Annotated in this window: 22 protein-coding genes and 1 pseudogene; 10 read left to right on the top strand and 13 right to left on the bottom strand. The window is 70.5% G+C overall.

Translation table 11 applies throughout. The features are described 5' to 3' along the window. Nucleotides 1-109 precede the first annotated feature (109 nt). Nucleotides 110-1,036, bottom strand: a complete 927-nt coding sequence (locus tag SSP29_RS08855) for a metallophosphoesterase (RefSeq protein WP_089099997.1) — start codon at nucleotides 1,034-1,036, stop codon at nucleotides 110-112. A 103-nt stretch (nucleotides 1,037-1,139) separates the two neighbouring features. Between SSP29_RS08855 and SSP29_RS55190 the strand changes: the two genes are divergently transcribed. Further along, nucleotides 1,140-1,607, top strand: coding sequence for a GatB/YqeY domain-containing protein (locus SSP29_RS55190; RefSeq protein WP_089099996.1), 468 nt, complete (start codon nucleotides 1,140-1,142; stop codon nucleotides 1,605-1,607). Nucleotides 1,608-1,717: 110 nt separating this feature from the next. Here SSP29_RS55190 and SSP29_RS08845 read toward each other — a convergent pair whose 3' ends face one another. After that, a complete protein-coding gene (locus SSP29_RS08845) occupies nucleotides 1,718-4,015 on the bottom strand; it encodes a transglycosylase domain-containing protein (RefSeq protein ID WP_089099995.1) in 2,298 nt (765 codons plus the stop codon). A gap of 547 nt (nucleotides 4,016-4,562) precedes the next feature. On the opposite strand from SSP29_RS08845, the gene wblA reads away from it, so the two are divergent. Next, nucleotides 4,563-4,901 carry a transcriptional regulator WblA gene (wblA, locus tag SSP29_RS59065; protein ID WP_132856581.1) on the top strand — a complete coding sequence of 113 codons (339 nt, stop codon included), beginning with the start codon at nucleotides 4,563-4,565 and terminating at the stop codon, nucleotides 4,899-4,901. 19 nt (nucleotides 4,902-4,920) lie between these two features. On the opposite strand, the gene bagB is transcribed toward wblA, so the two are convergent. Next, nucleotides 4,921-6,375: an ATPase BagB gene (gene bagB, locus SSP29_RS08830; RefSeq protein WP_089099993.1), complete on the bottom strand. Its 1,455-nt coding sequence runs from the start codon at nucleotides 6,373-6,375 to the stop codon at nucleotides 4,921-4,923. Then, nucleotides 6,372-7,349, bottom strand: coding sequence for an ATPase BagA (bagA, locus tag SSP29_RS08825; protein ID WP_089099992.1), 978 nt, complete (start codon nucleotides 7,347-7,349; stop codon nucleotides 6,372-6,374). Before bagA ends, bagB begins: the two co-directional genes overlap by 4 nt. 107 nt (nucleotides 7,350-7,456) lie before the next feature. Between bagA and sp36 the strand changes: the two genes are divergently transcribed. From sp36 to SSP29_RS08805, 4 genes are all read left to right on the top strand, one after another. Next, the gene (gene sp36, locus SSP29_RS08820; protein ID WP_019992579.1) at nucleotides 7,457-7,615 is read left to right on the top strand and encodes a Sp36 family protein; all 159 of its coding nucleotides are present in this window, start codon (nucleotides 7,457-7,459) and stop codon (nucleotides 7,613-7,615) included. Further along, nucleotides 7,615-8,079 carry a RidA family protein gene (locus SSP29_RS08815; protein WP_089099991.1) on the top strand — a complete coding sequence of 155 codons (465 nt, stop codon included), beginning with the start codon at nucleotides 7,615-7,617 and terminating at the stop codon, nucleotides 8,077-8,079. Before sp36 ends, SSP29_RS08815 begins: the two co-directional genes overlap by 1 nt. 73 nt (nucleotides 8,080-8,152) lie before the next feature. Next, a complete protein-coding gene (locus SSP29_RS08810; RefSeq protein ID WP_089099990.1) occupies nucleotides 8,153-9,028 on the top strand; it encodes an NUDIX hydrolase in 876 nt (291 codons plus the stop codon). 2 nt (nucleotides 9,029-9,030) lie between these two features. Continuing rightward, complete coding sequence (locus tag SSP29_RS08805; RefSeq protein WP_089099989.1) at nucleotides 9,031-9,873, top strand: MBL fold metallo-hydrolase; 843 nt, start codon at nucleotides 9,031-9,033, stop codon at nucleotides 9,871-9,873. On the opposite strand, the gene SSP29_RS08800 is transcribed toward SSP29_RS08805, so the two are convergent. After that, complete coding sequence (locus SSP29_RS08800) at nucleotides 9,870-10,700, bottom strand: nucleotidyltransferase domain-containing protein (RefSeq protein WP_089100714.1); 831 nt, start codon at nucleotides 10,698-10,700, stop codon at nucleotides 9,870-9,872. The two genes, SSP29_RS08805 and SSP29_RS08800, sit on opposite strands and share 4 nt — an antisense overlap. Nucleotides 10,701-10,794: 94 nt before the next feature. Further along, nucleotides 10,795-11,469, bottom strand: a complete 675-nt coding sequence (locus tag SSP29_RS08795) for a Crp/Fnr family transcriptional regulator (protein ID WP_018547939.1) — start codon at nucleotides 11,467-11,469, stop codon at nucleotides 10,795-10,797. Between the two features lie 252 nt (nucleotides 11,470-11,721). Between SSP29_RS08795 and nth the strand changes: the two genes are divergently transcribed. From nth to SSP29_RS08780, 3 genes are all read left to right on the top strand, one after another. Then, nucleotides 11,722-12,795 carry an endonuclease III gene (gene nth, locus SSP29_RS08790; RefSeq protein WP_438363783.1) on the top strand — a complete coding sequence of 358 codons (1,074 nt, stop codon included), beginning with the start codon at nucleotides 11,722-11,724 and terminating at the stop codon, nucleotides 12,793-12,795. Between the two features lie 97 nt (nucleotides 12,796-12,892). Next, complete coding sequence (locus tag SSP29_RS08785; protein WP_438363782.1) at nucleotides 12,893-13,600, top strand: NUDIX hydrolase; 708 nt, start codon at nucleotides 12,893-12,895, stop codon at nucleotides 13,598-13,600. Nucleotides 13,601-13,613: 13 nt separating this feature from the next. Then, entirely contained in the window at nucleotides 13,614-14,813 is a 1,200-nt protein-coding gene (locus tag SSP29_RS08780) for a MarP family serine protease (protein WP_089100712.1), read from the top strand. 58 nt (nucleotides 14,814-14,871) lie between these two features. Here SSP29_RS08780 and SSP29_RS59590 read toward each other — a convergent pair whose 3' ends face one another. From SSP29_RS59590 to SSP29_RS08750, 6 genes and pseudogenes are all read right to left on the bottom strand, one after another. Further along, entirely contained in the window at nucleotides 14,872-15,051 is a 180-nt protein-coding gene (locus SSP29_RS59590; RefSeq protein WP_089099987.1) for a hypothetical protein, read from the bottom strand. 127 nt (nucleotides 15,052-15,178) lie between these two features. Continuing rightward, entirely contained in the window at nucleotides 15,179-16,099 is a 921-nt protein-coding gene (locus SSP29_RS08770; RefSeq protein ID WP_089099986.1) for an alpha/beta fold hydrolase, read from the bottom strand. Then, nucleotides 16,096-16,581, bottom strand: coding sequence for a phage holin family protein (locus tag SSP29_RS08765; protein ID WP_089099985.1), 486 nt, complete (start codon nucleotides 16,579-16,581; stop codon nucleotides 16,096-16,098). Before SSP29_RS08765 ends, SSP29_RS08770 begins: the two co-directional genes overlap by 4 nt. An 80-nt stretch (nucleotides 16,582-16,661) precedes the next feature. Further along, nucleotides 16,662-18,113, bottom strand: a pseudogene (nhaA, locus tag SSP29_RS08760) (Na+/H+ antiporter NhaA). A 200-nt stretch (nucleotides 18,114-18,313) separates the two neighbouring features. Continuing rightward, a complete protein-coding gene (gene acs, locus SSP29_RS08755; RefSeq protein ID WP_089099983.1) occupies nucleotides 18,314-20,272 on the bottom strand; it encodes an acetate--CoA ligase in 1,959 nt (652 codons plus the stop codon). Between the two features lie 254 nt (nucleotides 20,273-20,526). Beyond that, nucleotides 20,527-23,022, bottom strand: a complete 2,496-nt coding sequence (locus SSP29_RS08750) for a SulP family inorganic anion transporter (protein ID WP_150133800.1) — start codon at nucleotides 23,020-23,022, stop codon at nucleotides 20,527-20,529. 339 nt (nucleotides 23,023-23,361) lie between these two features. On the opposite strand from SSP29_RS08750, the gene SSP29_RS08745 reads away from it, so the two are divergent. Beyond that, the gene (locus SSP29_RS08745; RefSeq protein WP_089099981.1) at nucleotides 23,362-24,624 is read left to right on the top strand and encodes a polysaccharide deacetylase family protein; all 1,263 of its coding nucleotides are present in this window, start codon (nucleotides 23,362-23,364) and stop codon (nucleotides 24,622-24,624) included. Between the two features lie 25 nt (nucleotides 24,625-24,649). Here the strand turns inward: SSP29_RS08745 and SSP29_RS08740 are convergent, their stop codons facing one another. Beyond that, the gene (locus SSP29_RS08740; RefSeq protein ID WP_174855938.1) at nucleotides 24,650-25,630 is read right to left on the bottom strand and encodes an ATP-binding protein; all 981 of its coding nucleotides are present in this window, start codon (nucleotides 25,628-25,630) and stop codon (nucleotides 24,650-24,652) included. Nucleotides 25,631-25,641 lie beyond the last annotated feature (11 nt).

Below are 25,641 nucleotides of genomic sequence, written 5' to 3'. Positions count from 1 at the left end.
AAAGGGCATTTCTGGCGCGTTGGTCTACGCCGGGCGGGTTATCCCCCGGTTGTTTCGCCCGGGGCGGGGCGGGGCGGGGCGGGGCGGGGCGGCCGCGGCCGGGTCACCGCTACTCCCGGCCCACCAGTGTCAGCAGCGTCGCCTCCGGTGGGCAGGCGAAGCGGACCGGGGTGTAGCGGTTCGTGCCGCAGCCCGCGGAGACGTGGAGGTAGGACGTACGGCCCTCCGCCGTGTGCGTGGACAGGCCCTTCACGCGGTCCGCGTCCAGGTCGCAGTTGGTGACCAGGGCGCCGTAGAACGGGACGCAGAGCTGGCCGCCGTGGGTGTGGCCGGCCAGGACCAGGGGGTAGTTGTCCGCCGTGAAGGAGTCCAGGACGCGCAGGTAGGGGGCGTGTACGACGCCCATCGAGAAGTCCGCCGTACCGGACGGGCCGCCCGCCACCTGCGGGTAGCGGTCGCGCTTGATGTGCGGGTCGTCCAGTCCCGTCAGCTCCACCGAGACGCCCTCGATCTTCAGGGTGCCCCTCGTGTTCGTGAGGTTCAGCCAGCCCGCCCCGTCGAAGCCGTCCCGCAGGTTCTCCCAGTCGATGTGGATCGCACCGACGACCGGCGGGTTGCCGTTCAGGCCGTGCTTGCCGCTCACCTTCTCCAGCAGGTAGCGGGCGGGGTTGCGGGGCCTGGGGCCGTAGTAGTCGTTGGAGCCGAAGACGTACGCGCCCGGGAACTCCATCAACGGACCCAGCGCGTCCAGTACCTCCGGGATGGCTTCCGGGTCGGACAGGTTGTCACCCGTGTTGATCACGAAGTCCGGGCGCAGGCCCGCCAGCGACTGCAGCCACCGCTGCTTCTTGCGCTGGCCGCCGACCATGTGGATGTCGGAGACCTGGAGCACCCGCAGCGGGCGCATCCCCGGCGGGAGGACCGGGACCGTCACCCGGCGCAGGCGGAAGGAACGGACCTCGAAGCCGGCCGCGTACAACACACCCGCGGCGCCGAACGCCGCGACTCCCAGGGGTACTCCGTATCGAGCGCGCATACAGCCATCGTGTCAGACCGAGCGAGCGCTCAGAGACCGGGCGGTACGTGAAGCGGGTAAATCGGCGGGCGTTGAGCCTGCGGCACCTGCGACAATCGGTGCCATGACCACCACGCTCAAGTCGAAGCTGCAGGACGACCTCAACGCCGCGATCAAGGGACGCGACGAGCTCCGCTCGGCCACGCTCCGGATGACGCTCGCTGCGATCACCAACGAAGAGGTCGCGGGCAAGGAGAAGCGCCAGCTCTCCGACGACGAGGTGCTCAAGGTGATCGCCAAGGAGGCGAAGAAGCGCCGGGAGGCGGCCGAGGCCTTCGCCCAGGGCGGCCGTGCCGAGAGCGCCGAGCGGGAGAAGGCGGAGGGCGGGGTCCTCGCCGAGTACCTGCCGAAGCAGCTCAGCGACGAGGAGCTGGAGGGGATCGTCGCCGCGGCCGTCGAGGAGGCGAAGGCGGCGGGCGCCGAGGGGCCGCGGGCCATGGGCGCCGTGATGAAGATCGTGAACCCGAACGTGGCCGGCCTGGCCGAGGGCGGCCGCGTCGCCGCCGCGGTGAAGAAGCGGCTCCAAGGCTGACAGGCCTGAGGGCAGAGCAGGCAGTACGACGGTGGGGCCGCACCTCAGAAGAAGAGGTGCGGCCCCACCGTCGTACCAGGAGATCCGGGAGTACCGGGAGTACCCGAAGATCAGCCCCGGTTCCCGCCGTTCCCGTTGTTGCCGCCGTTTCCGTTCCCCTGGATGAAGCCGTCGGGGAGGGAGAAGGTCGGGGACGGGGTGGTGCCGCCGTCCGTCGTGCCGGCCGTCGTGCCGCCGTCCGTCGTCAGGCCGCCGATGAGACCGCCGATCAGGCCGCCGGTGTTGTCGCCCCCGTTGGTGTTGCCGTTTCCATTGCCGTTTCCGTTGCCCTTGTCGTTCTCGTCCGGGATGTCGACGAGGTTGAAGGACTCGGACGGCTTGCCCTCCAGGGCGCCCGTCATGGCGTCCTTCCAGATCGGGCCCGGGGTGTCGGCGCCGTAGACCTCGGAGTGGTAGACGCCGCCGATGGTGATGTTGGTCATCTCGATGTTCTGCTTGGCGCTGCCGACCCAGACCGCGCCCGCGAGGTTGGGCGTGTAACCGACGAACCAGGCGTTCTTGCGGGAGTCCGTCGTACCCGTCTTGCCGGCGCTCTCCCGGTCGTCCAGGCCGGCCTGCTGACCGGTACCGGAGTCGATCACGCCGCGCAGCAGGGTGTTGATCGTGTCGGCGGTCTTCTCGCTCATCGCCCGCGAGCAGGTCGACTTCGGGACGGCCAGTGACTTCTGCTCGTTGCCGACCTTCTGGGTGATCGACTCGATGGCGATCGGCGTGCAGTACATGCCCCGGTCGGCGAAGGCGGCGTACGCGCTCGCCATGGTCAGCGGGGAGAGGCCGATCGCGCCGAGGGCGATGGACGGGGTCTGCGGGAGCTTCGAGCCGTCACCCTGGTGGACGTTGAGCGAGTCGGTCATCTTGACCACCGGGCACAGGCCGATGTCGGAGATCAGCTGGACGAAGTAGGTGTTGATGGACTTCGCCATCGCCTTCTTCATCTGGTACGGCCCGACCTCGGACTCGTTCTCGTTCTCGACCTGCTCGTTGTCCGTGTTGACCCACTGCTTGCCGTTGCACTGCTGGACGGGGCTCGGGTAGTTCATCTTGTACGGCGACGAGTACTCCTGCGTCGCCGACTTGCCGCCCTCGATGGCGGCCGCGGCCACGAACGGCTTGAACGTCGAACCCGTCGGGAAGCCGTAGTTGGAGCCGCCGTAGTCCCGGTCGACCGAGAAGTTGTACTCGGTCTCGTTCTTGTTGTAGCCGTACGGCTTCGACTGGCCCATCCCCAGGATCTTGCCCGTGCCGGGCTCGACCAGGGTGGCTGCGGCCGCGACCGAGTCGGACTTGTAGACGTGGTCCTTGATCGAGGACTGCACCGACTCCTGGGCCTGCGGGTCCAGCGTCGTACGGATGGTCAGACCGCCCTGGTTCCAGAGCTTGGCGCGCTCCGCGCTGGTCTTGCCGAAGACCGGGTCGGTCAGGAAGACGTTCTCGACGTACTTGCAGAAGAACCCGGCACCCTTGACGGCGGTGATGCAGCCGTTCTTCGGCTGGGTGACGTGCAGCCCGAGCGAGGTCTCCTTGGCCTTGTCGGCCTCCGCCTGGGAGATGTCGCCCAGTTGGGCCATGCGCTCCAGCACGACGTTGCGCCGCTTGGTCGCCTCGGCTTCGTCGTTGACCGGGTCGTAGCGGCTGGGGGACTGGACGATGCCGGCCAGCAGGGCCGACTGCTGGAGGTTCAGGTCCTTGGCGTGCTTGGAGAAGTAGCGCTGGGAGGCGGCCTCGATGCCGTAGGCCTGCTCGCCGAAGAAGGTGATGTTCAGGTAGTTCTCGAGGATCTTCTTCTTGCCGAGCTTCTCCTCCAGCTGGATCGCGTACTTCAGCTCCTTGACCTTGCGGCCGAGGGTCTGCTGGGTGGCCTCGGCGACCTTGGTCGGGTCGTCGCCGGCCTCCTCGATGAAGTAGTTCTTCACCAGCTGCTGGGTGAGCGTGGACGCGCCCTGGGCGACCCCGCCGCTCACCGCGTTCTTGTTCAGCGCGCGCAGCACGCCCTTCAGGTCGATGGCGCCGTGCTGGTAGTAGCGGGAGTCCTCGATCGCGACGATCGCCTTCTGCATGTACGGCGAGATGTCCTTGAGGTCCACCACCGTGCGGTCACGGGAGTAGACCTGGGCGATCTGGTTGCCCTTGCTGTCGAGGATCGTGGTCCGCTGGCTGAGCTGCGGGCTCTTCAGGTTGGCCGGGATGTCGTCGAAGCCCTGGACCGAACCCTTGGCCGCGAGGCCCAGGGCCCCGGCCGCGGGCAGTGCGATGCCCGCCATCACGGCTCCCGCGAGCACACTGACACCGAGGAACTTGGCGGCCTGCTGCGTGGTCGACAGACCACCGCCCGAGCGCTTCTTTGGCATGGGGGCAGCCTAATCCGTAGTGATGACCGTTCCGGGGGAGCGGGTGGCTCTCGGGATGTTCGAGTGCCGGATCGTGACATACGGGACCAGGCGCATGGAGCGGGCGTGACTCGGCGCACGGCACGACGACATGAACGGTCTACCTTGCCATTCGCCGGACACACGTACAGGCCTTGGCCTAAGCTGCTCTCAACTGTCACAGCAGTGCGGCCACGTATCAATACGTCCGGCGACCCCGAATCGTTCCGGAACCCGCCCACTTTTTTCGGGTGATGTGTTGGTCGCGTGTCCGAATCCGCCTCGTGTGTCACTTGGCGTCCGTTGTGGCGAGCCGCAGCTGTCCGGGTTTGTCGTGATCATCACGCATGTCGTCAGCTCACTCCCGCGGGTGATCTGCCGCTTACCCATAGTCCGTTCGGGCCATTCAAGATTGGGCCCGAAGGGGGTGTTGCGCTGTGCCCACCTTCCGTAACGTCCTCAACTGGCGGCGGTGAATATGCCGCTGCCGCCGTGGGGGAGCCTCGATTCGGGAGAGGACGGCGCCGGTATGGGCTGGGTAACCGACTGGAGTGCGCAGGCTGCCTGCCGCACTACCGATCCGGATGAACTGTTCGTTCAAGGAGCAGCGCAGAACAGGGCCAAGGCGGTGTGCACCGGATGTCCGGTACGCACTGAATGCCTGGCCGATGCGCTGGACAATCGCGTCGAGTTCGGCGTGTGGGGAGGCATGACGGAGCGGGAGCGCCGCGCACTGCTGCGCAGGCGGCCCACCGTGACCTCCTGGCGCAGGCTCCTGGAGACAGCGCGCTCGGAGTACGAGCGGGGGACCGGGATCGTCCCCCTCGACAGCGACGAGGTGTACGAGAACTACGCAGCGGTGAGCTGAACCGGGTATCGCTACGGCGCTACGGCAGCTCCGGCCGGCCGGCCGCGAGCCGGTCGCCGATGTCCCGCAGTCCAGCGAGGTCGTGCACATCGCCGGGCAGCGCGGCCACTTCGACCACGGCCACTTCGGGGTGGCGCGCGGTGAAGCGGTCACGTGTGCGCTGCTCGCGGGAGAGCAGCTGCATACGTTCGGCGTGCAGCCTCAGCAGGCCTGCGGTGAGCTGGTCGACGGTGCGGTCCGGGGTCTCTGACGAGGGGGATTCGTCAGTCATGTCCTCAGGCCCGGACGAGGGGGATTCGTCGGGCCGGGACGCGGACGGCACAGGCGCGGGTGATTCAGAACTGCCGTACGTGTCGGGAGAGTTACGAAGTCCAGCTTTCCCGCCACCCTGATCGACAATGCGGGGCTCTTCAAGATTTTCCGCAGCTTCGACAAATGCGGCCTCAAGATTTTCCGCGGCGGCGAGCGCACGCTCGGCCGACAACCGGTCGGCGCCGCTGCCGTGGACCCGGTTGAGGACCAGACCGACCAGCGGCATGTCCTCCGCGGCCAGCCGCTCCACGAAGTACGCGGCCTCCCGCAGCGCGTCCCGCTCCGGAGCCGCCACCACCAGGAACGCCGTACCGGGCGCCTGAAGCAGCTTGTACGTCGCGTCCGCGCGCGTGCGGAACCCGCCGAACGTCGTGTCCATCGCGGACACGAACGTCTGTACGTCCTTCAGCAGCTGCCCGCCGAGGAGCTTGCCGAGGGTGCCGGTCATCATCGACATGCCGACGTTCAGGAAGGCCATGCCGGCCCGGCCGCCGAGCTTCGCGGGGGCCGTGAGGAGGCGGATCAGGCGGCCGTCCAGGAAGGAACCAAGGCGCTTCGGCGCATCGAGAAAGTCCAGGGCGGAGCGGGAGGGCGGGGTGTCCACCACGATCAGGTCCCACTCGTCCCGGGCCCGCAGCTGGCCCAGCTTCTCCATCGCCATGTACTCCTGCGTGCCCGCGAAGCCCGCCGAGAGCGACTGGTAGAACGGGTTGGCCAGGATGGCGGCCGCCCGCTCGGCGTCCGCGTGCGCCTCCACGACCTCGTCGAAGGTGCGCTTCATGTCGAGCATCATGGCGTGCAGTTCGCCGCCCGCCCGGCGCTCACCGTCAGCCGCGGCCGAGTCGCCGCGCGATGCCGCTCCCCGGTCCTCGGTGCCCTTCACCTTCCGCGGGACGTTGTCCAGCGAGTCGATGCCCATGGACTGCGCCAGCCGCTTGGCCGGGTCGATGGTCAGCACCACCACCTTGCGGCCGCGTTCTGCCGCCCGCAGGCCCAGGGCCGCCGCGGTGGTGGTCTTCCCGACGCCGCCCGAGCCGCAGCACACCACGATCCGGGTGTTCGGGTCGTCGAGCAGCGCATCGACGTCGAGCGCGGGCGCGTGGGCCAGCCGGCGCGCGCCGTCCTGCGCCGGTTCCTGGGCCGGGTCCGGATCCGGAGTCATGACATCCCCTGTTCCCGCAGCTCGGTGGCGAGTTCGTACAGGCCCGCCAGGTCCATCCCCTCGGCGAGCAGCGGCAGTTCGTGCCGCGGCAGGTCCAGCTCGGCGAGGACCGCACGCTGCTCGTGCTCCAGCGCGTACCGCTCGGCGTACTCGGCGGCCTGCGTGAGCAGCGGGTCCACCAGCTGCTCGGCCTTCCCGCCGCGCCGCGCCCCGCCGAGCCCGGCCGCCGACAGCGCCTGCGCCACGGCGGTGCGCGGCACGGTCCGTACGAGTTCCAGGTCGGTCGCGTCCAAAACCTCCGGCCGGACCATGTTCACGATGACCCGGCCCACCGGCAGCCGGGCGGAGCGCAGTTCGGCGATGCCGTCGGCGGTTTCCTGGACCGGCATCTCCTCCAGGAGCGTGACCAGGTGCACGGCCGTCTCCTCGGACTTCAGCACCCGCATCACGGCCTGCGCCTGGTTGTGTATCGGGCCGATCTTGGCGAGTCCGGCCACCTCGTCGTTGACGTTCAGGAAGCGGGTGACGCGGCCGGTCGGCGGGGCGTCCATGACGACGTAGTCGTACACGAACCGGCCCGCCTTGTCCTTCCTGCGCACCGCCTCGCACGCCTTGCCGGTCAGCAGGACGTCCCTGAGGCCCGGCGCGACGGTGGTGGCGAAGTCGATCGCGCCGAGCTTCTTCAGCGCCCGGCCGGCCCCGCCGAGCTTGTAGAACATCTGGAGGTAGTCCAGAAGGGCCAGTTCGGGATCGATGGCGAGGGCGTAGACCTCACCGCCGCCCGGCGCTACGGCGATCTTCCGCTCCTCGTAGGGCAACGCCTCCGTCTCGAAGAGCTGGGCGATGCCCTGCCGGCCCTCGACCTCCACGAGAAGCGTCCGCTTCCCCTGGGTCGCGAGGGCCAGCGCGAGTGCGGCGGCGACCGTCGTCTTTCCGGTCCCGCCCTTGCCGCTGACGACCTGGAGCCTGCTCACGCCTTCGAGACTAACCAGTCGGCCCGACACTCACGCGGGAGGCTGTGGATAACCGTGCGTGCGGTGGGCCACGTGTCCCGTGCGTCACAGCGGATAAAGTCGGCCCCATGACCAAGTGGGAATACGCAACCGTGCCGCTGCTCGTCCATGCCACGAAGCAGATTCTGGACACCTGGGGCGAGGACGGCTGGGAGCTCGTCCAGGTCGTGCCCGGGCCCAACAACCCCGAGCAGCTCGTGGCCTACCTGAAGCGGGAGAAGCCGTAATGAGCGCCGTCGAGGCCAAGCTGGCCGAACTCGGTCTTGCGCTGCCGGCGGTCGTCCCGCCGCTCGCCGCCTACCAGCCGGCCGTCCGGTCGGGCGTGTACGTCTACACCTCCGGCCAGCTGCCGATGGTGGACGGCAAGCTTCCGGTCACCGGCAAGGTCGGCGCCGAGGTCACCGCGGAGGAGGCCAAGGAGCTGGCCCGCACCTGCGCGCTGAACGCCCTGGCCGCCGTGAAGTCCGTCGCAGGCGACCTGGACCGTGTCGCGCGTGTGGTGAAGGTCGTCGGCTTCGTCGCCTCCGCGACCGACTTCACCGGCCAGCCCGGCGTGATCAACGGTGCCAGCGAGCTGCTCGGCGCGGTCCTCGGCGACAAGGGCGTGCACGCGCGCAGCGCGGTGGGCGTCGCGGTGCTGCCGCTGGACGCGCCGGTCGAGGTCGAGGTCCAGGTCGAGCTGCTCCCGTAGCCGGCCGGAGCCGGAGCGGTGGCCCACCACAGCCCCTCTCGAACATTCGCTCCCTACGGGATAGCCTCCGGTAATGGCCGATGGACAGTGGTATCCCCCCGAGTGGCCGGACCGCATCCGCGCACACGCGGAGGGCACCCTCGTGCCGGTGGCCCCGAAGCGCGCGGCCACCGTGCTGCTGCTGAAGGACACCCCGGACGGTCCCGTCGTCCACATGCTGCGCAGACGCGCCTCCATGGCCTTCGCCGGAGGCGCGTACGCGTATCCGGGCGGCGGTGTCGACCCGCGCGACGACGACCACCAGGTCCGCTGGGCGGGCCCCACGCGCGCGTGGTGGGCCGAGCGGCTCGGTGTCGACGAGGCGGGCGCCCAGGCGATCGTCTGCGCGGCGGTGCGGGAGACCTACGAGGAGGCGGGCGTCCTGCTCGCCGGGCCGACCGCGGACGCCGTGGTCGGGGACACCACCGGGGACGACTGGGAGGCCGACCGCGCGGCCCTGGTCGCCCGTGACCTGTCCTTCGCCCAGTTCCTGGACCGGCGCGGCCTGGTCCTGCGCTCGGACCTGCTGGGCGCCTGGACGCGCTGGATCACCCCGGAGTTCGAGAGCCGCCGCTACGACACCTGGTTCTTCGTCGCCGCCCTCCCGGAGGGCCAGCGGACCCGTAACGCCTCCACGGAGGCCGACCGCACGGTGTGGATCGGCCCGGCGGAGGCGGCCGCCGGCTACGACAAGGGCGAGCTGCTGATGATGCCGCCCACCATCGCCACCCTGCGCCAGCTCCTGCCGTACGCCACGGCCGCCGACACGCTCGCGGCGGCGCCCGCGCGGGACATGACGCCGGTACTGGCCCGCGCCCGCCTGGCGGCCGGTGAGATCGTCCTGACCTGGCCGGGCCACGACGAGTTCACCAAGCACATACCGACCGACCTGACGACCGGGGGAGCCTGACGATGACGGACGCAGCAGCCCTGCCCGGCCAGCCGCGCGGCGGAGTCCTCTCGGGCCCCGCCACCGCGCGGGCCGTCAACGTGCTGGCGCCCAACGCCTCCGCGATGACCCTGGACGGCACCAACACCTGGATCGTCGCCGAGCCCGACTCCGACCTGGCCGTGGTGATCGACCCGGGCCCGCTGGACGACGGCCACCTCAAGAACGTCGTCGACATGGCCGAGAAGGCCGGCAAACGGATCGCGCTCACCCTCCTGACCCACGGCCACCCGGACCACGCCGAGGGCGCCGTACGCTTCGCGGAACTGACCGGCACGCGCGTGCGTGCCCTCGACCCGGCGCTGCGCCTCGGCGACGAGGGCCTGGCCGCCGGCGACGTGATCACGACCGGCGGGCTGGAGCTGCGGGTCGTACCGACCCCGGGCCACACCGCCGACTCCCTGAGCTTCCACCTCCCGGCCGACCGCGCGGTCCTGACCGGCGACACCATCCTGGGGCGCGGTACGACGGTCGTGGCGCACCCCGACGGCCGGCTGGGCGACTACCTGGACTCGCTGCGACGGCTGCGCTCGCTGACGGTCGACGACGGCGTCCACACCGTCCTGCCGGGCCACGGACCCGTACTGGAGGACGCCCAGGGCGCCGTCGAGTTCTACCTGGCCCACCGCGCCCACCGGCTGGCCCAGGTCGAGACGGCCGTCGAGAACGGCCACCGCGCCCCCGCCGAGGTCGTCGCCCACGTCTACGCCGACGTGGACCGCTCCCTGTGGCCGGCCGCGGAACTGTCCGTCCGGGCCCAGCTGGACTACCTGACCGAGCACGGGCTGATCCAGTCGGAGATCTAGTCCCAGCCCTCGGGTCTGGGCGCCTTCACGCCGTGCACGCGCGCGTACTCGTCGGCGAGCCACGGGCCGAGGTTGTCCACGTACGACCGCAGTACGGCGCGGTCACCGACCGGCTCGTACCCGGACCCGGCCGCGCGGCGCAGCTGTTCGGCCCGCTCCGGGTAGTAGCCGGCGAACGCCTCGGCCATCTCGTGCAGATCGCTGGTCCAGCCGTTCCAGCGGGGCATGACGAGGGTGAAGCCGGTGCGGACGAGATGCCGTGACATGAGGCGCACCAGGGGGCGCAGGGCCTCCTCGGTGTCGTCCGCGGCCGCGATCCGGTCCCGCCAGCGCGGCAGCCACCGGGCCAGGTCGCCGTTGGTCTCGCGGGCGAGCAGGGAGTCGGGGCGGTAGCGGGGCAGGAACTCGGCGAGGTCCTCGCCGAGGAGCGGGGTGCACTGGCAGGCCACGAACCAGCCGATGTCGTACCGCTCCAGCTCGCTGAGCACCCGCGCGCGGGAGTAGAGCAGGGTCCCGACCCCGTCGATCTCCGGGAACTCCTTGTCGACGGCCTCACCGAGGGCACGGGCCGCGTCCCGGTCGGCGCCGGTCGGCTCCTCTGTGAGGACGGCCACCAGGTCCAGGTCGCTGCGCCCCACGCGCGCGGTGCCGCGCGGGATCGAACCGTAGAGGTAGGCGCTGTCCAGCCGCGCCCCGAAGGTGTCCAGGAGCCGGTCGCGGGCGGCGGCGACCACGGGGCGGAAGACGTGCGGCACGCGCGCGTGCGAGCCCTCGCGCTCGATGAAGCCCAGAGGGTCGAGGCCCCGGGACGCGACTGTTTCAGACATGGGGAACCACATACCAGCCTGTCCGGCGTTTGAGGACGAGGCCGAAGGCCGATGATGCGGGGGTCTGGGGGCGGCAGCCCCCAGAAACCGGCGCCTACCGGGACCGCTTCGCCAAACGCTCGACGTCCAGCAGGATCACGGCCCGCGCCTCCAGCCGCAGCCAGCCACGCTGGGCGAAGTCCGCCAGGGCCTTGTTCACGGTCTCGCGGGATGCGCCGACCAGCTGGGCCAGCTCCTCCTGCGTGAGGTCGTGGACGACGTGGATGCCCTCCTCGGACTGCACGCCGAAGCGGCGGGAGAGGTCCAGCAGAGCGCGCGCGACCCGGCCCGGCACGTCGGAGAAGACCAGGTCGGACATGGCGTCGTTGGTCTTGCGCAGCCGGCGGGCGACGGCGCGCAGCAGGGCCGTGGCCACCTCGGGGCGCGCGTTCAGCCAGGGCTGGAGGTCGCCGTGGCCGAGGCCCAGCAGCTTGACCTCGGTCAGCGCGGTCGCGGTCGCCGTGCGCGGGCCGGGGTCGAACAGCGACAGCTCGCCGATCAGCTCGCCGGGGCCGACCACGGCGAGCATGTTCTCGCGGCCGTCGGGGGAGGTGCGGTGGAGCTTGACCTTGCCCTCGGTGACGACGTAGAGCCGGTCGCCCGGGTCGCCCTCGTGGAACAGGGAGTCGCCACGCGCGAGGGTCACCTCACTCATGGAGGCACGCAGCTCCGCGGACTGCTCGTCATCGAGCGCCGCGAAAAGCGGGTTGCGCCGCAGAACGTCGTCCACGAGTTCTCTCCTTGTCGACCTGCTCAGGGGATCTTGCTCCCCCTTGGTACCAGGGGACCGTGCTCCCCATTTTGCCGGACGGTCCAAACAGTGTGATCTGTCACAAGGATGCCGCACAGGTGTGCCGAGGTAAGCGGCAGGGGTCCAATCGGGGGCTGATCTTCCGGGTCCGGGGCGGATGTCGGCGCCGGGCTTTAGGCTGGCCGGGTGTCCAAATCGCCGGTGAGAGCACAGGCCAAGGGGGCTGGGCGGGTGGTTGTACGAGGTGATTCCGCCGTGGGCGAACAAGGGTCCGATGCCGCCTCCGGTGGGCCGAAAAAGGCGGCAAAAGCCGTGAAAGCAGTGAAGAAGGCGGCGGTGAAGAAGACGGCGACGAAGAAGGCGACGGCGACGAAGCAGGCGGCGAAGGCGACGAAGACGGCACCGGCAGCGAAGGCGGCGCCGGCGGAGACCGCGGCCAAGCGCGTCGCGTCCAAGAAGGCCGCGTCGAAGAAGGCCGCGGTCGGGAAGGCCGCCGCCGCGAAGCCGCAGCCGGCCGGGAAGCCCGAGTCGCAGACCTCGCTCGTCCGCCGGGCCCGCCGGATCGACCGCGAGCTCGCCGAGGTGTACCCGTACGCCCACCCCGAGCTGGACTTCGAGAACCCCTTCCAGCTCCTGGTCGCCACGGTGCTGTCCGCACAGACCACCGACCTGCGCGTCAACCAGACCACCCCGACGCTGTTCGCGAAGTACCCGACCCCCGAGGACCTGGCCGTGGCCAACCCGGAGGAGGTCGAGGAGATCCTGCGGCCGTGCGGGTTCTTCCGGGCCAAGACCAAGTCGGTGATAGGGCTCTCCAAGGGGCTGGTGGAGGAGTTCGGCGGCGAGGTCCCCGGCCGGCTCGAAGACCTCGTCAAGCTGCCCGGCGTCGGCCGCAAGACCGCGTTCGTCGTCCTCGGCAACGCCTTCGGGCGCCCCGGCATCACCGTGGACACGCACTTCCAGCGCCTGGTCCGCCGCTGGCGGTGGACCGCGGAGACCGAACCCGACAAGATCGAGGCGGCCGTCGGCGCGCTGTTCCCCAGGAGCGACTGGACCGACCTCTCGCACCACGTGATCTGGCACGGCCGCCGGATGTGCCACGCTCGCAAGCCGGCCTGCGGGGTCTGTCCCATCGCCCCGCTCTGCCCCGCCTACGGCGAGGGCGAGACCGACCCGGAGAAGGCGAAGAAGCTGCTCAAGTACGAGAAGGGCGGCTTCCCCGGCCAGCGGCTCAATCCGCCGCAGGCGTATCTGGACGCGGGCGGCCGCCCGGCGCCGCCGCTGGGCGGCGTATCAGGAACATGACCCAGGGGTCTTCTCAGGGACGGGGAACGGAACGATCAAGGAGACTTCGGGCGTTGGAACGGGCAGGACGGGGGAGCAGGGCAGGACGGGGGATGCCGTGACACACAGCAGCAAGGAGCAGACCGGTGAGGCACGCGCGGGCGTGGCACTCGGCAAGGAGGGCCTGCCGGAGTGGCTCGACCCGGTGGTGCGGGCCGCCGAGACGATCCAGCCGCTCCAGCTGAGCCGCTTCCTGCCGCCGGAGAACGGCGCGGGACGGCAGTCGGCCGTGCTGATCCTGTTCGGCGAGGGCGAGCAGGGGCCCGAGCTGCTGCTGATGGAGCGGGCCGGCTCGCTGCGCTCGCACGCCGGGCAGCCCTCCTTCCCCGGCGGCGCCCTCGACCCCGAGGACGGCGACCCGAAGGCCGACGGGCCGCTGCGGGCCGCTCTCCGCGAGGCCGAGGAGGAGACCGGGCTGGACCCGGCCGGCGTCCAGCTGTTCGGGGTGCTGCCCAGGCTGTACATCCCGGTGAGCAAGTTCGTGGTCACCCCGGTGCTGGGCTGGTGGCGCGAGCCGAGTCCGGTGGGGGTGGTGGATCCGAACGAGACGGCGCGGGTCTTCACCGTTCCCGTGGCGGATCTCACGAATCCGGCCAACCGGGCCACCACCGTGCACCCCAGCGGCCACCGAGGTCCGGCATTCCTGGTCGAATCGACCCTGGTGTGGGGGTTCACGGCCGGGGTGATCGACCGTCTGCTGCACTACGCGGGATGGGAGCGCTCCTGGGACCGCGAGAAGCTGGTCCCGCTCGACTGGCGGTCATGACAGGGTGTCGTTCGTGAATGTGCTGGACATCCTGTTGCTGGTCGCCGCCGTGTGGTTCGCGATCGTCGGCTACCGCCAGGGGTTCGTCGTCGGCATCCTGTCGGTGATCGGCTTCCTGGGCGGCGGACTCGTCGCCGTCTACGTCCTGCCGGTGATCTGGGACGCGGTGACCGACAACGCCGAAGTGGGCACCACCGCCGCGGTCGTCGCGGTGGTCGTCGTCATCGTCTGCGCCTCCGTCGGCCAGGCCCTGACCACCCATCTGGGCAACAAGCTGCGCCGGTACATCACCTGGTCCCCGGCCCGCGCCCTGGACGCCACCGGCGGCGCGCTCGTGAACGTGCTGGCGATGCTGCTGGTCGCCTGGCTGATCGGCTCCGCCCTCGCGGGCACCACCCTGCCGACGCTCGGCAAGGAGGTGCGCAACTCCAAGGTGCTGCTCGGGGTGTCCAGAGCGCTGCCCAACCAGGCCGACACCTGGTTCGCGGACTTCTCCAAGGTCCTCGCGCAGAACGGCTTCCCGCAGGTCTTCAGCCCGTTCGCCAACGAGCCGATCACCGACGTCTCGCCGCCCGACCCGGCCCTGGCGAACAGCGTGGTGGCGACCACCGCCAAGCAGTCCATCGTCAAGGTGACGGGCACCGCGCAGAGCTGCGGGAAGATCCTGGAGGGCACCGGCTTCGTCTTCGCCGACCGCCGCGTGATGACCAACGCCCACGTGGTCGGCGGCGTCGACGAGCCCACCGTCCAGATCGGCGGCGAGGGCCGCAAGTACGACGCCAAGGTCGTCCTCTACGACTGGCAGCGCGACATCGCCGTACTGGACGTGCCGGACCTGCGGGCCAAGGCGCTGAAGTTCTCCGCCGCGGACGCCGAGACGACCGACAGCGCGATCGTCGCCGGGTTCCCGGAGAACGGGTCGTACGACGTCCGGCCCGCCCGGGTGCGCGGCCGGATCACGGCGAACGGCCCGGACATCTACCACCGCGGCACCGTCCGCCGTGACGTCTACTCGCTGTACGCGACCGTCCGCCAGGGCAACTCCGGCGGCCCGCTGCTCACGCCCAAGGGCAGGGTGTACGGAGTCGTCTTCGCGAAGTCATTGGACGACGCCGACACCGGGTACGCCCTCACGGCCGACGAGATCCAGCCGGACATCGCCCGGGGCCGTACCGCGAGCCAGCAGGTGGGCACCGACAGCTGCGCCCTCTAGAGCCCCTTCAGAGGTCTTCTCAGAGATCTTCGGGGGCCCTGCGGGGCCGTGTGAGCCGTCAGCCGCGGGTGTGGCGCAGGCGTACCGAGACCCAGCGGGCCCGGCGGCGCAGGATGCGCGGAATCCCCACCCTGAGGTCCGTGCCCGGCGGCTGCGGAGCACCCCCTCGGTGGGAGTTCAGGCCGCCTGTCGTACGGCGGTTGCGGGGTGCGTCACTGTAGTCGTGCGTCCAGCCCATACCCCGACGTCTGCCCCTGCCCCAAGGTCGATAACCTCCCGCGCGCCCCCGAATCGGCCTATGCGCCGGGCATGTGGCCGTTCGTAGAACAGGTGTGCAGGTCCGGATACCGGGCGCATCGGCGCGGTCACCGATCGGGTTCGGGGTCTTTCAGCCAGTTGACGAGTTCGGCGGAGAACGCGACCGGGTCCTCCTCGTGCGGGAAGTGCCCGAGCCCGTCGAACAGCCGCCAGCGGTACGGCGCTTCGACGTACTCGCCGGAGCCGGCCGCGCTGCGGGTGCGGGTCACCGGGTCCAGGGAGCCGTGCAGATGGAGCGTCGGGACGCGCACCGGGCGTTTCATCCTGCGGTTGAACTGGATGCCGTCCGGGCGCGCCAGCGAGCGCACCAGCCAGCGGTACGGCTCGATCGAGCAGTGCGCGGTGGACGGGATGCACATGGCCTGCTGGTACGTCTCCACCGCCTCGTCGTCCGGCAGCCGCGGCCCGGACCAGTCCCGGATCAGCCGGCCGACCAGCGCGCCGTCGTCGGCGGTGAGCTGCCGCTCCGGGATCCAGGGCCGCTGGAAGCCCCAGATGTAGGAGGCGGCGGCGGTCTGCCTGCGGTCCCGGAGCATCGCCGAGCGCCAGCGCCGCGGGTGCGGCATGGACACCACCGCGAGGCGTCGTACCAGCTTGGGGCGCATCGCGGCCGCCGTCCACGCCAGGTAGCCGCCCAGGTCGTGGCCGACCAGCGCGGCGTCCGGCTCGCCGAGCGAACGGATCACGCCGGTGATGTCGAGCGCGAGGTTCGCCGGGTCGTAGCCCCGCGGGGTGCGGTCGCTGCCGCCGACGCCGCGCAGGTCCATGGCGACGGCCCGGAAGCCCGCGTCGGCGAGCGCGACCAGCTGGTGCCGCCAGGTCCACCAGAACTGCGGGAAGCCGTGCACCAGCATGACCAGCGGTCCGTCGCCGAGCTCGGCGATGTGGAAGCGGGCGCCGTTCGCGGCGACGTCCCGGTGCGTCCAGGGGCCCTCCGGCCGTACGGCCGAGGGAGCGGGATCCGTCATGACGTCGAGCGTGCCACAGCCTCGATGGCCGGCACCTCGTCCCGGGGGAGTTCCGGGCGCGGATGCGGCTTGGCGTTCTGGAGGACGCCCGCCGTCTCCTTCATCGACGCGGCCACCTTCTGCGGGCCCTTGCCCTTGCTGGCCTTCTTCGCGAACACCACGCCGATCAGCGCGAGGACGGCGGCCACCAGGACGTTCGCCGCGAAGGAGAGCAGGAAGCAGATCGCGAGATTCCAGTGGCTCCAGGTCCGAATGCCGTACGCCAGCGCGAAGTTGAGCATCGGCAGGGAGAACAGCAGCAGCACTCCGGCAGCCGAGAACGCGCCGCCGCTCGTCGCGCCCCGCTTGACGTCCTGCTTCAGCTGGGCCTTGGCCAGCGCGATCTCGTCGTGCACCAGCGCCGACATCTCGGCCGTGGCCGAGGCGAACAGCTGGCCGATGCTGCGTTCGGCACCGACCGGGCTGCCGTCGGGTGCGCTCATCGCGGTCTCCCTCTGCGTCTTCGTCATCGTCTTTTCGCGCCGGTCTGTTGTACCGGTCTTTTTTGTACCGTCTCGTCAGATCATGCCGGACGGTCGCCCTGCTCGCCTGCCCCGCCCGGTACTTCGGCGGGCGCGTCCCGCCTGCCGGTCTCCTAGGGGGCGGCCTTCTCCGCGGCGATCCTGCGGTGTTCGGCGGCCTTCCGCTCGTAGATCTCCGCCATCCGCAGGTGGTACGCCGGGTTGTCCTCCTCGTAGACGTCCGGGATGCCGTCGAGGTCGTCGTCCCGCTCCTCGGCCTCGACCAGCCTGCGGTAGCGGGTGTTGCGTATCTTCAGCAGCACCGTGGCGCACAGGGCCGCGATGAGCGAGCCGGTGAGTACCGCGGCCTTGACCTCGTCCGTCAGCACGGCGTCGCCGGCGAAGGCGAGTTCGCCGATGAGCAGCGACACGGTGAAGCCGATGCCGGCGAGCGCGGCCACCGCGAAGACGTCGGCCCATTCGAGGTCCTCGCTGAGCGAGGCCCGGGTGAAGCGGGCGGTCAGCCAGGTCCCGCCGAATATCCCGGCCGCCTTGCCGACGACCAGCCCGAGGACGACTCCGAGCGTCTCCGGCCTGGTGAAGACGTCGCCGAGCGCCCCGCCGGACACCGTCACGCCGGCGCTGAAGAGCGCGAACAGGGGCACGGCCAGCCCTGCCGACAGCGGCCGCACCAGATGCTCGACGTGCTCGCCCGGGGAGTGCTCCTCACCCTCACGAGTGGTGCAGCGCAGCATCAGGCCCATGGCGACACCGGCGATGGTCGCGTGCACGCCGCTGTTGTACATCAGCGCCCAGATCACGACCGCGAGCGGTACGTACACGTACCAGCCGCGCACGCCCCTGCGCAGCAGCAGCCAGAAGACGGCGAGGCCGAGGACCGCCCCGCTCAGCGCGGCGAAGTCGATCCGCTCCGTGAAGAAGACCGCGATGATCAGGATGGCGAACAGGTCGTCGACGACCGCGAGGGTGAGCAGGAAGGCGCGCAGGGCGCCCGGCAGCGAGGTGCCGATCACGGCGAGCACGGCCAGCGCGAAGGCGATGTCGGTGGCCGTGGGCACCGCCCAGCCGTGCGTGGAGCCGCCGCCGGTGAGGTTGGTCAGGGTGTAGACGAGCGCCGGTACGGCCATCCCGCACAGCGCGGCGACCACCGGGAGGACGGCCGCCTTCGGGTCCCGCAGGTCGCCGGCGACCAGCTCGCGCTTGAGCTCGATGCCGGCGACGAAGAAGAAGACCGCGAGCAGGCCGTCGGCGGCCCAGTGGGCGACGGAGAGGTCCAGGCCGAGGGCACCGGGGCCGAAGTGGAAGTCGGCGACGCTCTCGTAGCTGTGGTGGAGCGCGGGTATGTTCGCCCAGACCAGCGCGGCTATCGCTGCGACGAGCAGCAGCACACCGCCGACGGTCTCGGTCCGCAGCGCGTCCGCCACGATGGTCCGCTCGGGCAGCGAGAGCCGGCCGAGGACCTTCCTCACGGGGGCGGTGCGGGGCGCGGACACGGGGACCTCCGGTCGGTGGGCAGGACGGGGCTACTTGCCGACCAGACTTCCCGGCACACCTTGCGAGCACGCTACTTTGCTTAGTTTACCTAAGGTGTGGCGGGAGTTGCCAGGTGAGTTTCACGGTAGGTGCAAAAAGGGCGTCCGGCGCGTTTCGCGCCGGACGCCCTTCGGGCCCTTCGTGGCTGTGCCGGTCGGGGTCAGTCCTCGCTGGGCGCCGCCGGGAGCTTCGCCTGGATGAGGTCCATGACCGTCGAGTCGGTCAGCGTCGTCACGTCACCGAGCTGCCGGTTCTCGGCGACATCGCGCAGCAGCCGGCGCATGATCTTGCCGGAGCGGGTCTTCGGCAGCTCCGCCACCGGCAGGACCCGCTTCGGCTTGGCGATCGGGCCGAGCGTGGTGCCGACGTGGTTGCGCAGCTCGTTGACCAGCCCCTCGTCCTCGGCGTTCGCCGTACCCCGCAGGATCACGAAGGCGACGATCGCCTGTCCGGTCGTCTCGTCCGCCGCGCCGACCACGGCCGCCTCGGCGACCGACGGGTGGGACACCAGCGCCGACTCCACCTCGGTGGTCGAGATGTTGTGCCCGGAGACGAGCATGACGTCGTCCACCCGGCCGAGCAGCCAGATGTCGCCGTCGTCGTCCTTCTTCGCGCCGTCACCGGCGAAGTACTTGCCCTCGAACCGCGACCAGTACGTGTCCAGGAACCGCTGGTCGTCGCCCCAGATCGTGCGCAGCATCGACGGCCACGGCTCGGTCAGCACCAGGTAGCCGCCACCGCCGTTGGGCACCTCCTGCGCCTCGTCGTCGACGACCGTCGCCGAGATGCCGGGCAGCGGGGTCTGCGCGGAACCGGGCTTGGTCGCGGTGACGCCCGGCAGCGGCGAGATCATCATCGCGCCGGTCTCGGTCTGCCACCAGGTGTCCACGATCGGCGTCCGGTCGGCACCGATGTGCTTGCGGTACCAGATCCAGGCCTCGGGGTTGATGGGCTCGCCCACCGAACCCAGCACCCGCAGGCTGCTCAGGTCGAACTTCGCGGGGATGTCGTCGCCCCACTTCATGAACGTGCGGATCGCCGTCGGCGCCGTGTACAGGATCGTCACCCCGTACTTCTGCACGATCTCCCAGAACCGGCCCTGGTGCGGGGTGTCCGGGGTGCCCTCGTACATCACCTGCGTCGCGCCGTTGGCCAGCGGCCCGTACACGATGTACGAGTGGCCGGTCACCCAGCCGACGTCGGCCGTGCACCAGTACACGTCCGTCTCCGGCTTGAGGTCGAACACCGCCCAGTGCGTGTACGACGCCTGGGTGAGGTAGCCGCCCGAGGTGTGCAGGATGCCCTTCGGCTTCCCCGTCGTACCGGACGTGTAGAGGATGAACAGCGGGTGCTCGGCGTCGAAGGCCTCCGGCGTGTGCTCGGCCGACTGCCGCCCGACGATCTCGTGCCACCACACGTCCCGCGAGTCGTCCCAGGCCACTTCCTGCCCGGTGCGGCGCACGACCAGCACGTGCTCGACGTTGTCCACCTTGCCGATCGCCTCGTCCACGGCCGGCTTGAGCGCGGACGGCTTGCCGCGCCGGTAGCCGCCGTCGGAGGTGATGACGACCTTGGCGTCCGCGTCCTGGATACGGGTGGCGAGCGCGTCCGCCGAGAAGCCGCCGAAGACCACGGAGTGCGCGGCGCCGATCCGGGCGCAGGCGAGCATCGCGACCGCCGTCTCCGGGATCATCGGCATGTAGACCGCGACCCGGTCGCCCTTCTGAACTCCGAGCTCCAGCAGCGCGTTGGCCGCCTTGGAGACCTCGTCCTTCAGCTCGGCGTAGGTGATCGCACGGCTGTCGCCGGGCTCGCCCTCGAAGTGGATGGCGACCCGGTCGCCGTGCCCGGCCTCCACATGCCGGTCCACGCAGTTGTACGCGACGTTGAGCGCGCCGTCCTTGAACCACTTGGCGAACGGCGGGTTCGACCAGTCCAGTGTCTCGGTCGGCTCCTTGGCCCAGGTCAGCCGGCGGGCCTGCTCGGCCCAGAAGCCGAGCCTGTCAGCCTTGGCCTGCTCGTACGCCTCGGCCGTGACATTGGCTTTCTCGGCCAGGTCAGCGGGCGGCGCGAAGCGTCGCTCCTCCCTCAAGAGGTTGGCCAGGCTTTCGTTGCTCACGACATCTCCCTTTCGAAGGGTGTCCGTTGTGTCCCAGGCCACAGCTCATCAGACCTGGGGCCCCGGTGACAAGGGCCGCCGAATAATTGGTTTAGACCTATCAGGTGCGGCAGGGCGTGCCGCCGTCGGGCGTGTCACCGTCGGGCTTGCCGCCGTCGGGCGTGCCGAGCCTGCCAGTGCCGGGTGTGCCGCGACACACCGGGCCCGCCGATGCCGGCCGGTGCGGCGCCGGCAGGCATCGGCCGCCCTTGCGCTCACGCCGGGCTGGGCAGCTCCTCCGCTCCGGGTACCCCCTGGAACACCCCTCCCGCTCCGTCCGCGCCGCGCCGGCTCAGCAGATACGCCTGCGCCTCGCCCACATGGAAGTACATCCCGTGCAGCTCCAGCTCACCCGCCGCCAGCGCCCGCGCCACCGAGTCGTGCGCCCGCAGATGCTCCAACTGCTGGACCACATTGGTCAGGCACAGCCGCTCTGCCGTGTCCGCCGGTGCCCGCCCGGCCAGCCGGACCCCCGTACGGCCCTCGTCGGCCAGCCGGGCCAGGCTCGGCAGCCCGTGCCGCAGCCACCGCCCGAGCGGGGTCGCCGCACCCCCGGTCCCGGAGCCGAGCAGCGCCTGCATCGCCCCGCACCCGGAGTGCCCGCACACCGTGATGGACCGCACCTTCAGCACGTCCACCGCGTACTCGATCGCGGCGGCCACCGAGTCGTCCCCGTTCTCCTCACCCGGAAGGGGGACCAGGTTGCCGACGTTGCGGACCACGAACAGGTCACCCGGGCCACTGGAGGTGATCATCGAGGTGACGAGCCGGGAGTCGGCGCAGGTGAGGAAGAGCTGCGACGGCTGCTGTCCCTCGCGCGCCAGCCGGGCCAGCTCGTCCCGGACCAGAGGCGCGGTGTCGCGCTGGAACGCGCTGATCCCGCGGGCGAGTTCATGTCCCGCCCCGCCCGATCTCCCGAGCCGGCGTCCGGGGCCGTGACTCCCGCGCGGCCCGGGACGGTGGCTGTTCGCCGGTCCGTGGCCGTGCGCTGGTCCGTGAGCGTGCTCCTGTCCGTGGTCGTGTTCCGGTCCGTGAGCGTGTCCCGGTCCCTGGCCGTGTGCTGGTCCGCGACTGTCCTTCGGCCGGTGGTCGTGTTCCGGTCCGCGGCTGCGTTCCGGTGTGTGGCCGTACTCCGGTGAGCGGACGCCCGCGCGGCAGCCGGTCAGTTCGGCGGAGCCGCCCTGGGCGGTGTGGGCCCTGCGCCAGTCCCGCAGTGACTCGTACGCCGCGTGGTCCATGAACGAACCGTCCAACTCCACCACGGCTTGCGCGCCCTGGGGTACGAGATGCAGGACTCTGCTGAGCCGGGGCACCGCGAGGAACGTCAGCTGTCCTCTTACGTGTACGTGATGGACTCCTCCCTTCTCTTCGTGGGTGATGCGGGTGCGGGCGAGGCGGCGCAGGGCGACGGCGACGGCCACGGCGACCCCGAGGACCACGCCCTCCAGGACGCCGAGGAGAACCACCCCGAGTGTGGTGACGGCGTACACTGGCACTTCGCGGTGGCGGGTCACGGTGCGGATGTGGTGCAGGGACACCATCTGGATGCCGACGGCCATCACCAGGGCGGCGAGCGAGGCGAGCGGGATGAGATCCAGGACCGGGACCATCAGCAGCGCGGCGGCTACTACGAAAACGCCGTGCAGCATCGTGGAGTTCCGGCTCACGGCACCGGATTGCACATTCGCCGAACTGCGCACCGCGACCCCCGCGACCGGCAGCCCGCCGAGCGCCCCCGACACGATGTTGGCCGTGCCCTGTCCGAGCAGCTCCCGGTCGAGGTCGGCCCGGCCGAGGCGGGACTGGGGCCCGGTGTGGCCGGCCACCAGCTTGTCCACGGCGACCGCGCCCAGCAGCGACTGCACGCTGCACACCAGCGTGGTGGTGAGCACGGCGGCGACGATGCCGAGCACCGGCCCCTCGGGCAGCCCCGCCAGGGCATGGCTGCTCCAGGACGGCAGGTCGACCCGGGGCAGGGCGAGCCCGGTGAGCGAGGCGGTCGCGGTGGCACCGGCGACGGCGACCAGGGCGGCCGGGACCGTGTGCAGCAGGCGGCCCGCTCTGCCCGGGATCCGGGGCCAGCCGAACAGCAGGGCCAGGGCCAGTGCGCTCATCGTCACGGCGGCCGGGTGCAGGTTGGCCAACTGGGCGGGCAGCGCCCGGACGTTGGCGAGGACCGAGCTCTGCGGGTTGCCGCCGAGGACGATGTGCAGCTGGGCGACGGCGATGGTGATGCCGATGCCGGCGAGCATGCCGTGCACCACGGCCGGGCTGACGGCGAGCGCGGTCCGGGCCACGCGCAGGCAGCCCAGGCCCAGCTGGGCCAGTCCGGCGAGGACGGTGATGCCGCAGGTGGCCCGCCAGCCGTAGCGGTGGATCAGGTCGGCGGTGACCACGGTGAGTCCGGCGGCGGGGCCGCTGACCTGGAGCGGGCAGCCGCCGAGCCGGCCGGCGACCAGTCCGCCGACGGCCGCCGCGACCAGGCCGGCCTGGAGCGGGGCGCCGGTGGCGAGGGCGATGCCGAGGGACAGCGGCAGCGCGATCAGGAACACCGCGACGGACGCCGACAGGTCGGCACCCGCGACGGGGAAGCGGCGGCGCGGGGGCATGGACGGGTGCCCCGGCTGGTCAGCGCCGTTGGCGGCCTGGGGAGTTGTGGCCCGGGCGAGGCCGAGGCTCTCGGGGTGGGTGGGTACGCAGGCTGATGACATGTTTCCCGTCTCCTCCGGGGCAGCGCGGTCGCGGATCTGGGGGTCCCCTCACCTGGAGGCGGGGGCTCGGTCGCGGCCGTGGGTCACGGCGTGCAGTGGCGGGATGAATCAACACTCAGTAAATGAATCGTAATGCAGAGTAAAGGTCAGGCATGGATTTTCTGTGCAAATGGGGCACCCGTTCACCCCCATGGGTGAACTGAGCAGTTCATCGGCTTGTCGTATTAATCCCTCTCTCGGTCCTATGCGACCTTGGCCGCGCTGTCGGCAGATACCCGGCACATCGCCATAAAACGCCGTCACCGGCGTTCGCCGAGAGAAGGAAGAAGGTGAGCGGAATTGGCCGCCACCCAGAGGATTGCGGTCGGCGCCGTGGCCGCCGCGGCCTGTGCCGCGTCGGTCGCCGGTTGCGCGACCGGTACCAACTCCGAACAAGGGGCGTCCGGGCCGCAGAAAGGAGCGCCGGCGCCCCAGAGCGTGGTCCGTCTGATCGGCGACGGGTCCACCGCGTACACCGGGGCGCAGCCGCATCTGCCCCGGCCCGAGCGGCTCAAGGCCGGTGAGAAGCCGCCGCAGTTCGTGGTGTTCTCCTGGGACGGCGCGGGCGAGGACAGCCAGAAGCTGTTCTCGCACTTCCGCAAGGTCGCCAAGGAGAACAACGCGAACATGACGTTCTTCCTCAGCGGCGTCTACATGCTGCCCGAGGAGAAGCGTGACCTCTACCGGCCCCCGCAGCACTCGCCCGGCAGCTCCGAGATCGGCTTCAACGACGCGCAGGGCATCGCCGACACCGCCGAGCAGCTACGGCTGGCCTGGCTGGAGGGCAACGAGATCGGTACCCACTTCAACGGGCACTTCTGCGGCCCCGACGGCGGGGTCGGCGAGTGGTCGGTGGCCGAGTGGAAGAGCGAGATCACCCAGGCCAAGCAGTTCGTGAAGACCTGGAAGACCAACACCGGCATGAAGGACGCCGCACCGCTGCCCTTCGACTACGACAAGGAGCTCATCGGCGCCCGAACCCCCTGCCTGGAGGGGCAGAAGAACTTCGTGAAGGCGGCGAGCGAACTGGGCTTCCGCTACGACACCAGTGGCGTCAACGACCAGGTCTGGCCCAAGAAGAGGGAAGGGCTGTGGGACCTGTCGATGCAGCTCGTCCCCTTCCCCGGCCACTCCTACGAGCAGTTGACCATGGACTACAACTTCATGGTCAACCAGTCCGGCACGTCGACGCAGGGTGACCCCGACAAGTACGACTACTGGGGCGACCAGATGCGCGACGGGCTGCTCCAGGGCTTCAACCGGGCCTACAACGGCAACCGCGCACCGCTCGTCATCGGCAACCACTTCGAGTCCTGGAACGGCGGCACCTACATGCGCGCCCTCGACGCGGTCGTCGAGAACGTCTGCAACAAGCCCGAGGTGCGCTGTGTCTCCTTCCGGCAGCTGGCCGACTGGCTGGACGCCCAGGACCCGCAGGTCCTGGCGAGGCTGCGCACCCTGAACGTGGGCGAGGCCCCGCGGCAGGGCTGGGAGCCCTTCCTGTCCGGACGTCCCGCCCCGGCACCGAAGGGGGTGCCCGGGGCGCCGGCGGTCAGGCAGTAGGCGCAGGACCAGGGGTGGCCGCCCGTCAGACGGGGGCGGCCACTCCCTCGCCGAGTACGAAGCCGGGGTCGATCTGCGCCGCCAGGTCGGCCCCGGTGCGCTCGTTGCCCCACGACAGGGCGTTCTTCAGGTGGAAGTGGGCCATCTGCCGGGTGTAGCGCTCCCAGTCACGCAGCTCGTACGTCGCGTCGGTGGCCACCTTGAGGGCGTGCAGGGCGCGGGAGTTGGGGTTCTCCAGGAGCTCGAACCGGGGCGGGCGGCCCTTCTCCATGGCGCGCACCCAGTCCGAGTGCCCGACCGTGACCAGCAGGTCGTCCCCGACCTCCGAGCGCAGGAAGTCGATGTCCTCCTGCCCCTGCACCTTGTTGCCGACGACCTTCAGCACGACGCCGAAGTCCCGGGCGTACTCCTTGTACTGGCGGTAGACGGAGACCCCCTTCCGGGTCGGCTCGGCGACGAGGAACGTGATGTCGAAGCGGGTGAACATGCCGGAGGCGAAGGAGTCCGAACCCGCCGTCATGTCGACCACGACGTACTCGTCGGGGCCGTCGACGAGGTGGTTCAGGAACAGCTCCACCGCTCCTGTCTTGGAGTGGTAGCAGGAGACCCCCAGATCGGCGTCCGTGAAGGGCCCGGTGACCATCAAACGGACGGCGCCACCGTCGAGTTCCACCGGCCGCGCACACGCGTCGTACACCGGGTTGGGCTCCCGCACCCGGACCAGCCGCGAACCCTCGCCGGGCGGGGTGGTCTTGATCATCGTCGCGGCGGAGGCGATGCGCGGGTTGTTGCCGCGCAGGTAGTCCTTGATCAGGGAGAGCCGCTCGCCCATCGCGGGCAGCGCCTCCGCCTCCGTCTCGTCGAGACCGAGTGCGGGGCCCAGATGCTGGTTGATGTCGGCGTCGACGGCGACGACCGGCGCGCCGGCGGCTGCGAGATGGCGGATGAACAGGGAGGAGAGCGTGGTCTTGCCGCTGCCGCCCTTTCCGACGAAAGCAATTTTCATGTTCACGAAGG

Origin of the sequence: Streptomyces hyaluromycini (assembly GCF_002217755.1) — a bacterium.
Classification (GTDB): Bacteria; Actinomycetota; Actinomycetes; order Streptomycetales; family Streptomycetaceae; genus Streptomyces; species Streptomyces hyaluromycini.
The sequence above is the reverse complement of the archived record's forward strand: the minus strand, read 5'-3'. Positions and strand labels throughout refer to the sequence as shown.

What these genes read in the sequence shown, in the direction of transcription:
- wblA (WP_132856581.1), top strand. Translation starts at nt 4,563, where the DNA reads ATGGGCTGGGTAACCGACTGGAGTGCGCAGGCTGCCTGCCGCACTACC.
- SSP29_RS08815 (WP_089099991.1), top strand. Translation starts at nt 7,615, where the DNA reads ATGAGCGCCGTCGAGGCCAAGCTGGCCGAACTCGGTCTTGCGCTGCCG.
- SSP29_RS08750 (WP_150133800.1), bottom strand. Translation starts at nt 23,022, where the DNA reads ATGTCATCAGCCTGCGTACCCACCCACCCCGAGAGCCTCGGCCTCGCC.
- bagB (WP_089099993.1), bottom strand. Translation starts at nt 6,375, where the DNA reads ATGACTCCGGATCCGGACCCGGCCCAGGAACCGGCGCAGGACGGCGCG.
- SSP29_RS08855 (WP_089099997.1), bottom strand. Translation starts at nt 1,036, where the DNA reads ATGCGCGCTCGATACGGAGTACCCCTGGGAGTCGCGGCGTTCGGCGCC.
- SSP29_RS08845 (WP_089099995.1), bottom strand. Translation starts at nt 4,015, where the DNA reads ATGCCAAAGAAGCGCTCGGGCGGTGGTCTGTCGACCACGCAGCAGGCC.
- SSP29_RS08800 (WP_089100714.1), bottom strand. Translation starts at nt 10,700, where the DNA reads ATGTCTGAAACAGTCGCGTCCCGGGGCCTCGACCCTCTGGGCTTCATC.
- SSP29_RS08805 (WP_089099989.1), top strand. Translation starts at nt 9,031, where the DNA reads ATGACGGACGCAGCAGCCCTGCCCGGCCAGCCGCGCGGCGGAGTCCTC.
- SSP29_RS08770 (WP_089099986.1), bottom strand. Translation starts at nt 16,099, where the DNA reads ATGACGGATCCCGCTCCCTCGGCCGTACGGCCGGAGGGCCCCTGGACG.
- SSP29_RS08765 (WP_089099985.1), bottom strand. Translation starts at nt 16,581, where the DNA reads ATGAGCGCACCCGACGGCAGCCCGGTCGGTGCCGAACGCAGCATCGGC.
- SSP29_RS08810 (WP_089099990.1), top strand. Translation starts at nt 8,153, where the DNA reads ATGGCCGATGGACAGTGGTATCCCCCCGAGTGGCCGGACCGCATCCGC.
- SSP29_RS08740 (WP_174855938.1), bottom strand. Translation starts at nt 25,630, where the DNA reads ATGAAAATTGCTTTCGTCGGAAAGGGCGGCAGCGGCAAGACCACGCTC.
- SSP29_RS59590 (WP_089099987.1), bottom strand. Translation starts at nt 15,051, where the DNA reads ATGGGCTGGACGCACGACTACAGTGACGCACCCCGCAACCGCCGTACG.
- SSP29_RS55190 (WP_089099996.1), top strand. Translation starts at nt 1,140, where the DNA reads ATGACCACCACGCTCAAGTCGAAGCTGCAGGACGACCTCAACGCCGCG.
- sp36 (WP_019992579.1), top strand. Translation starts at nt 7,457, where the DNA reads ATGACCAAGTGGGAATACGCAACCGTGCCGCTGCTCGTCCATGCCACG.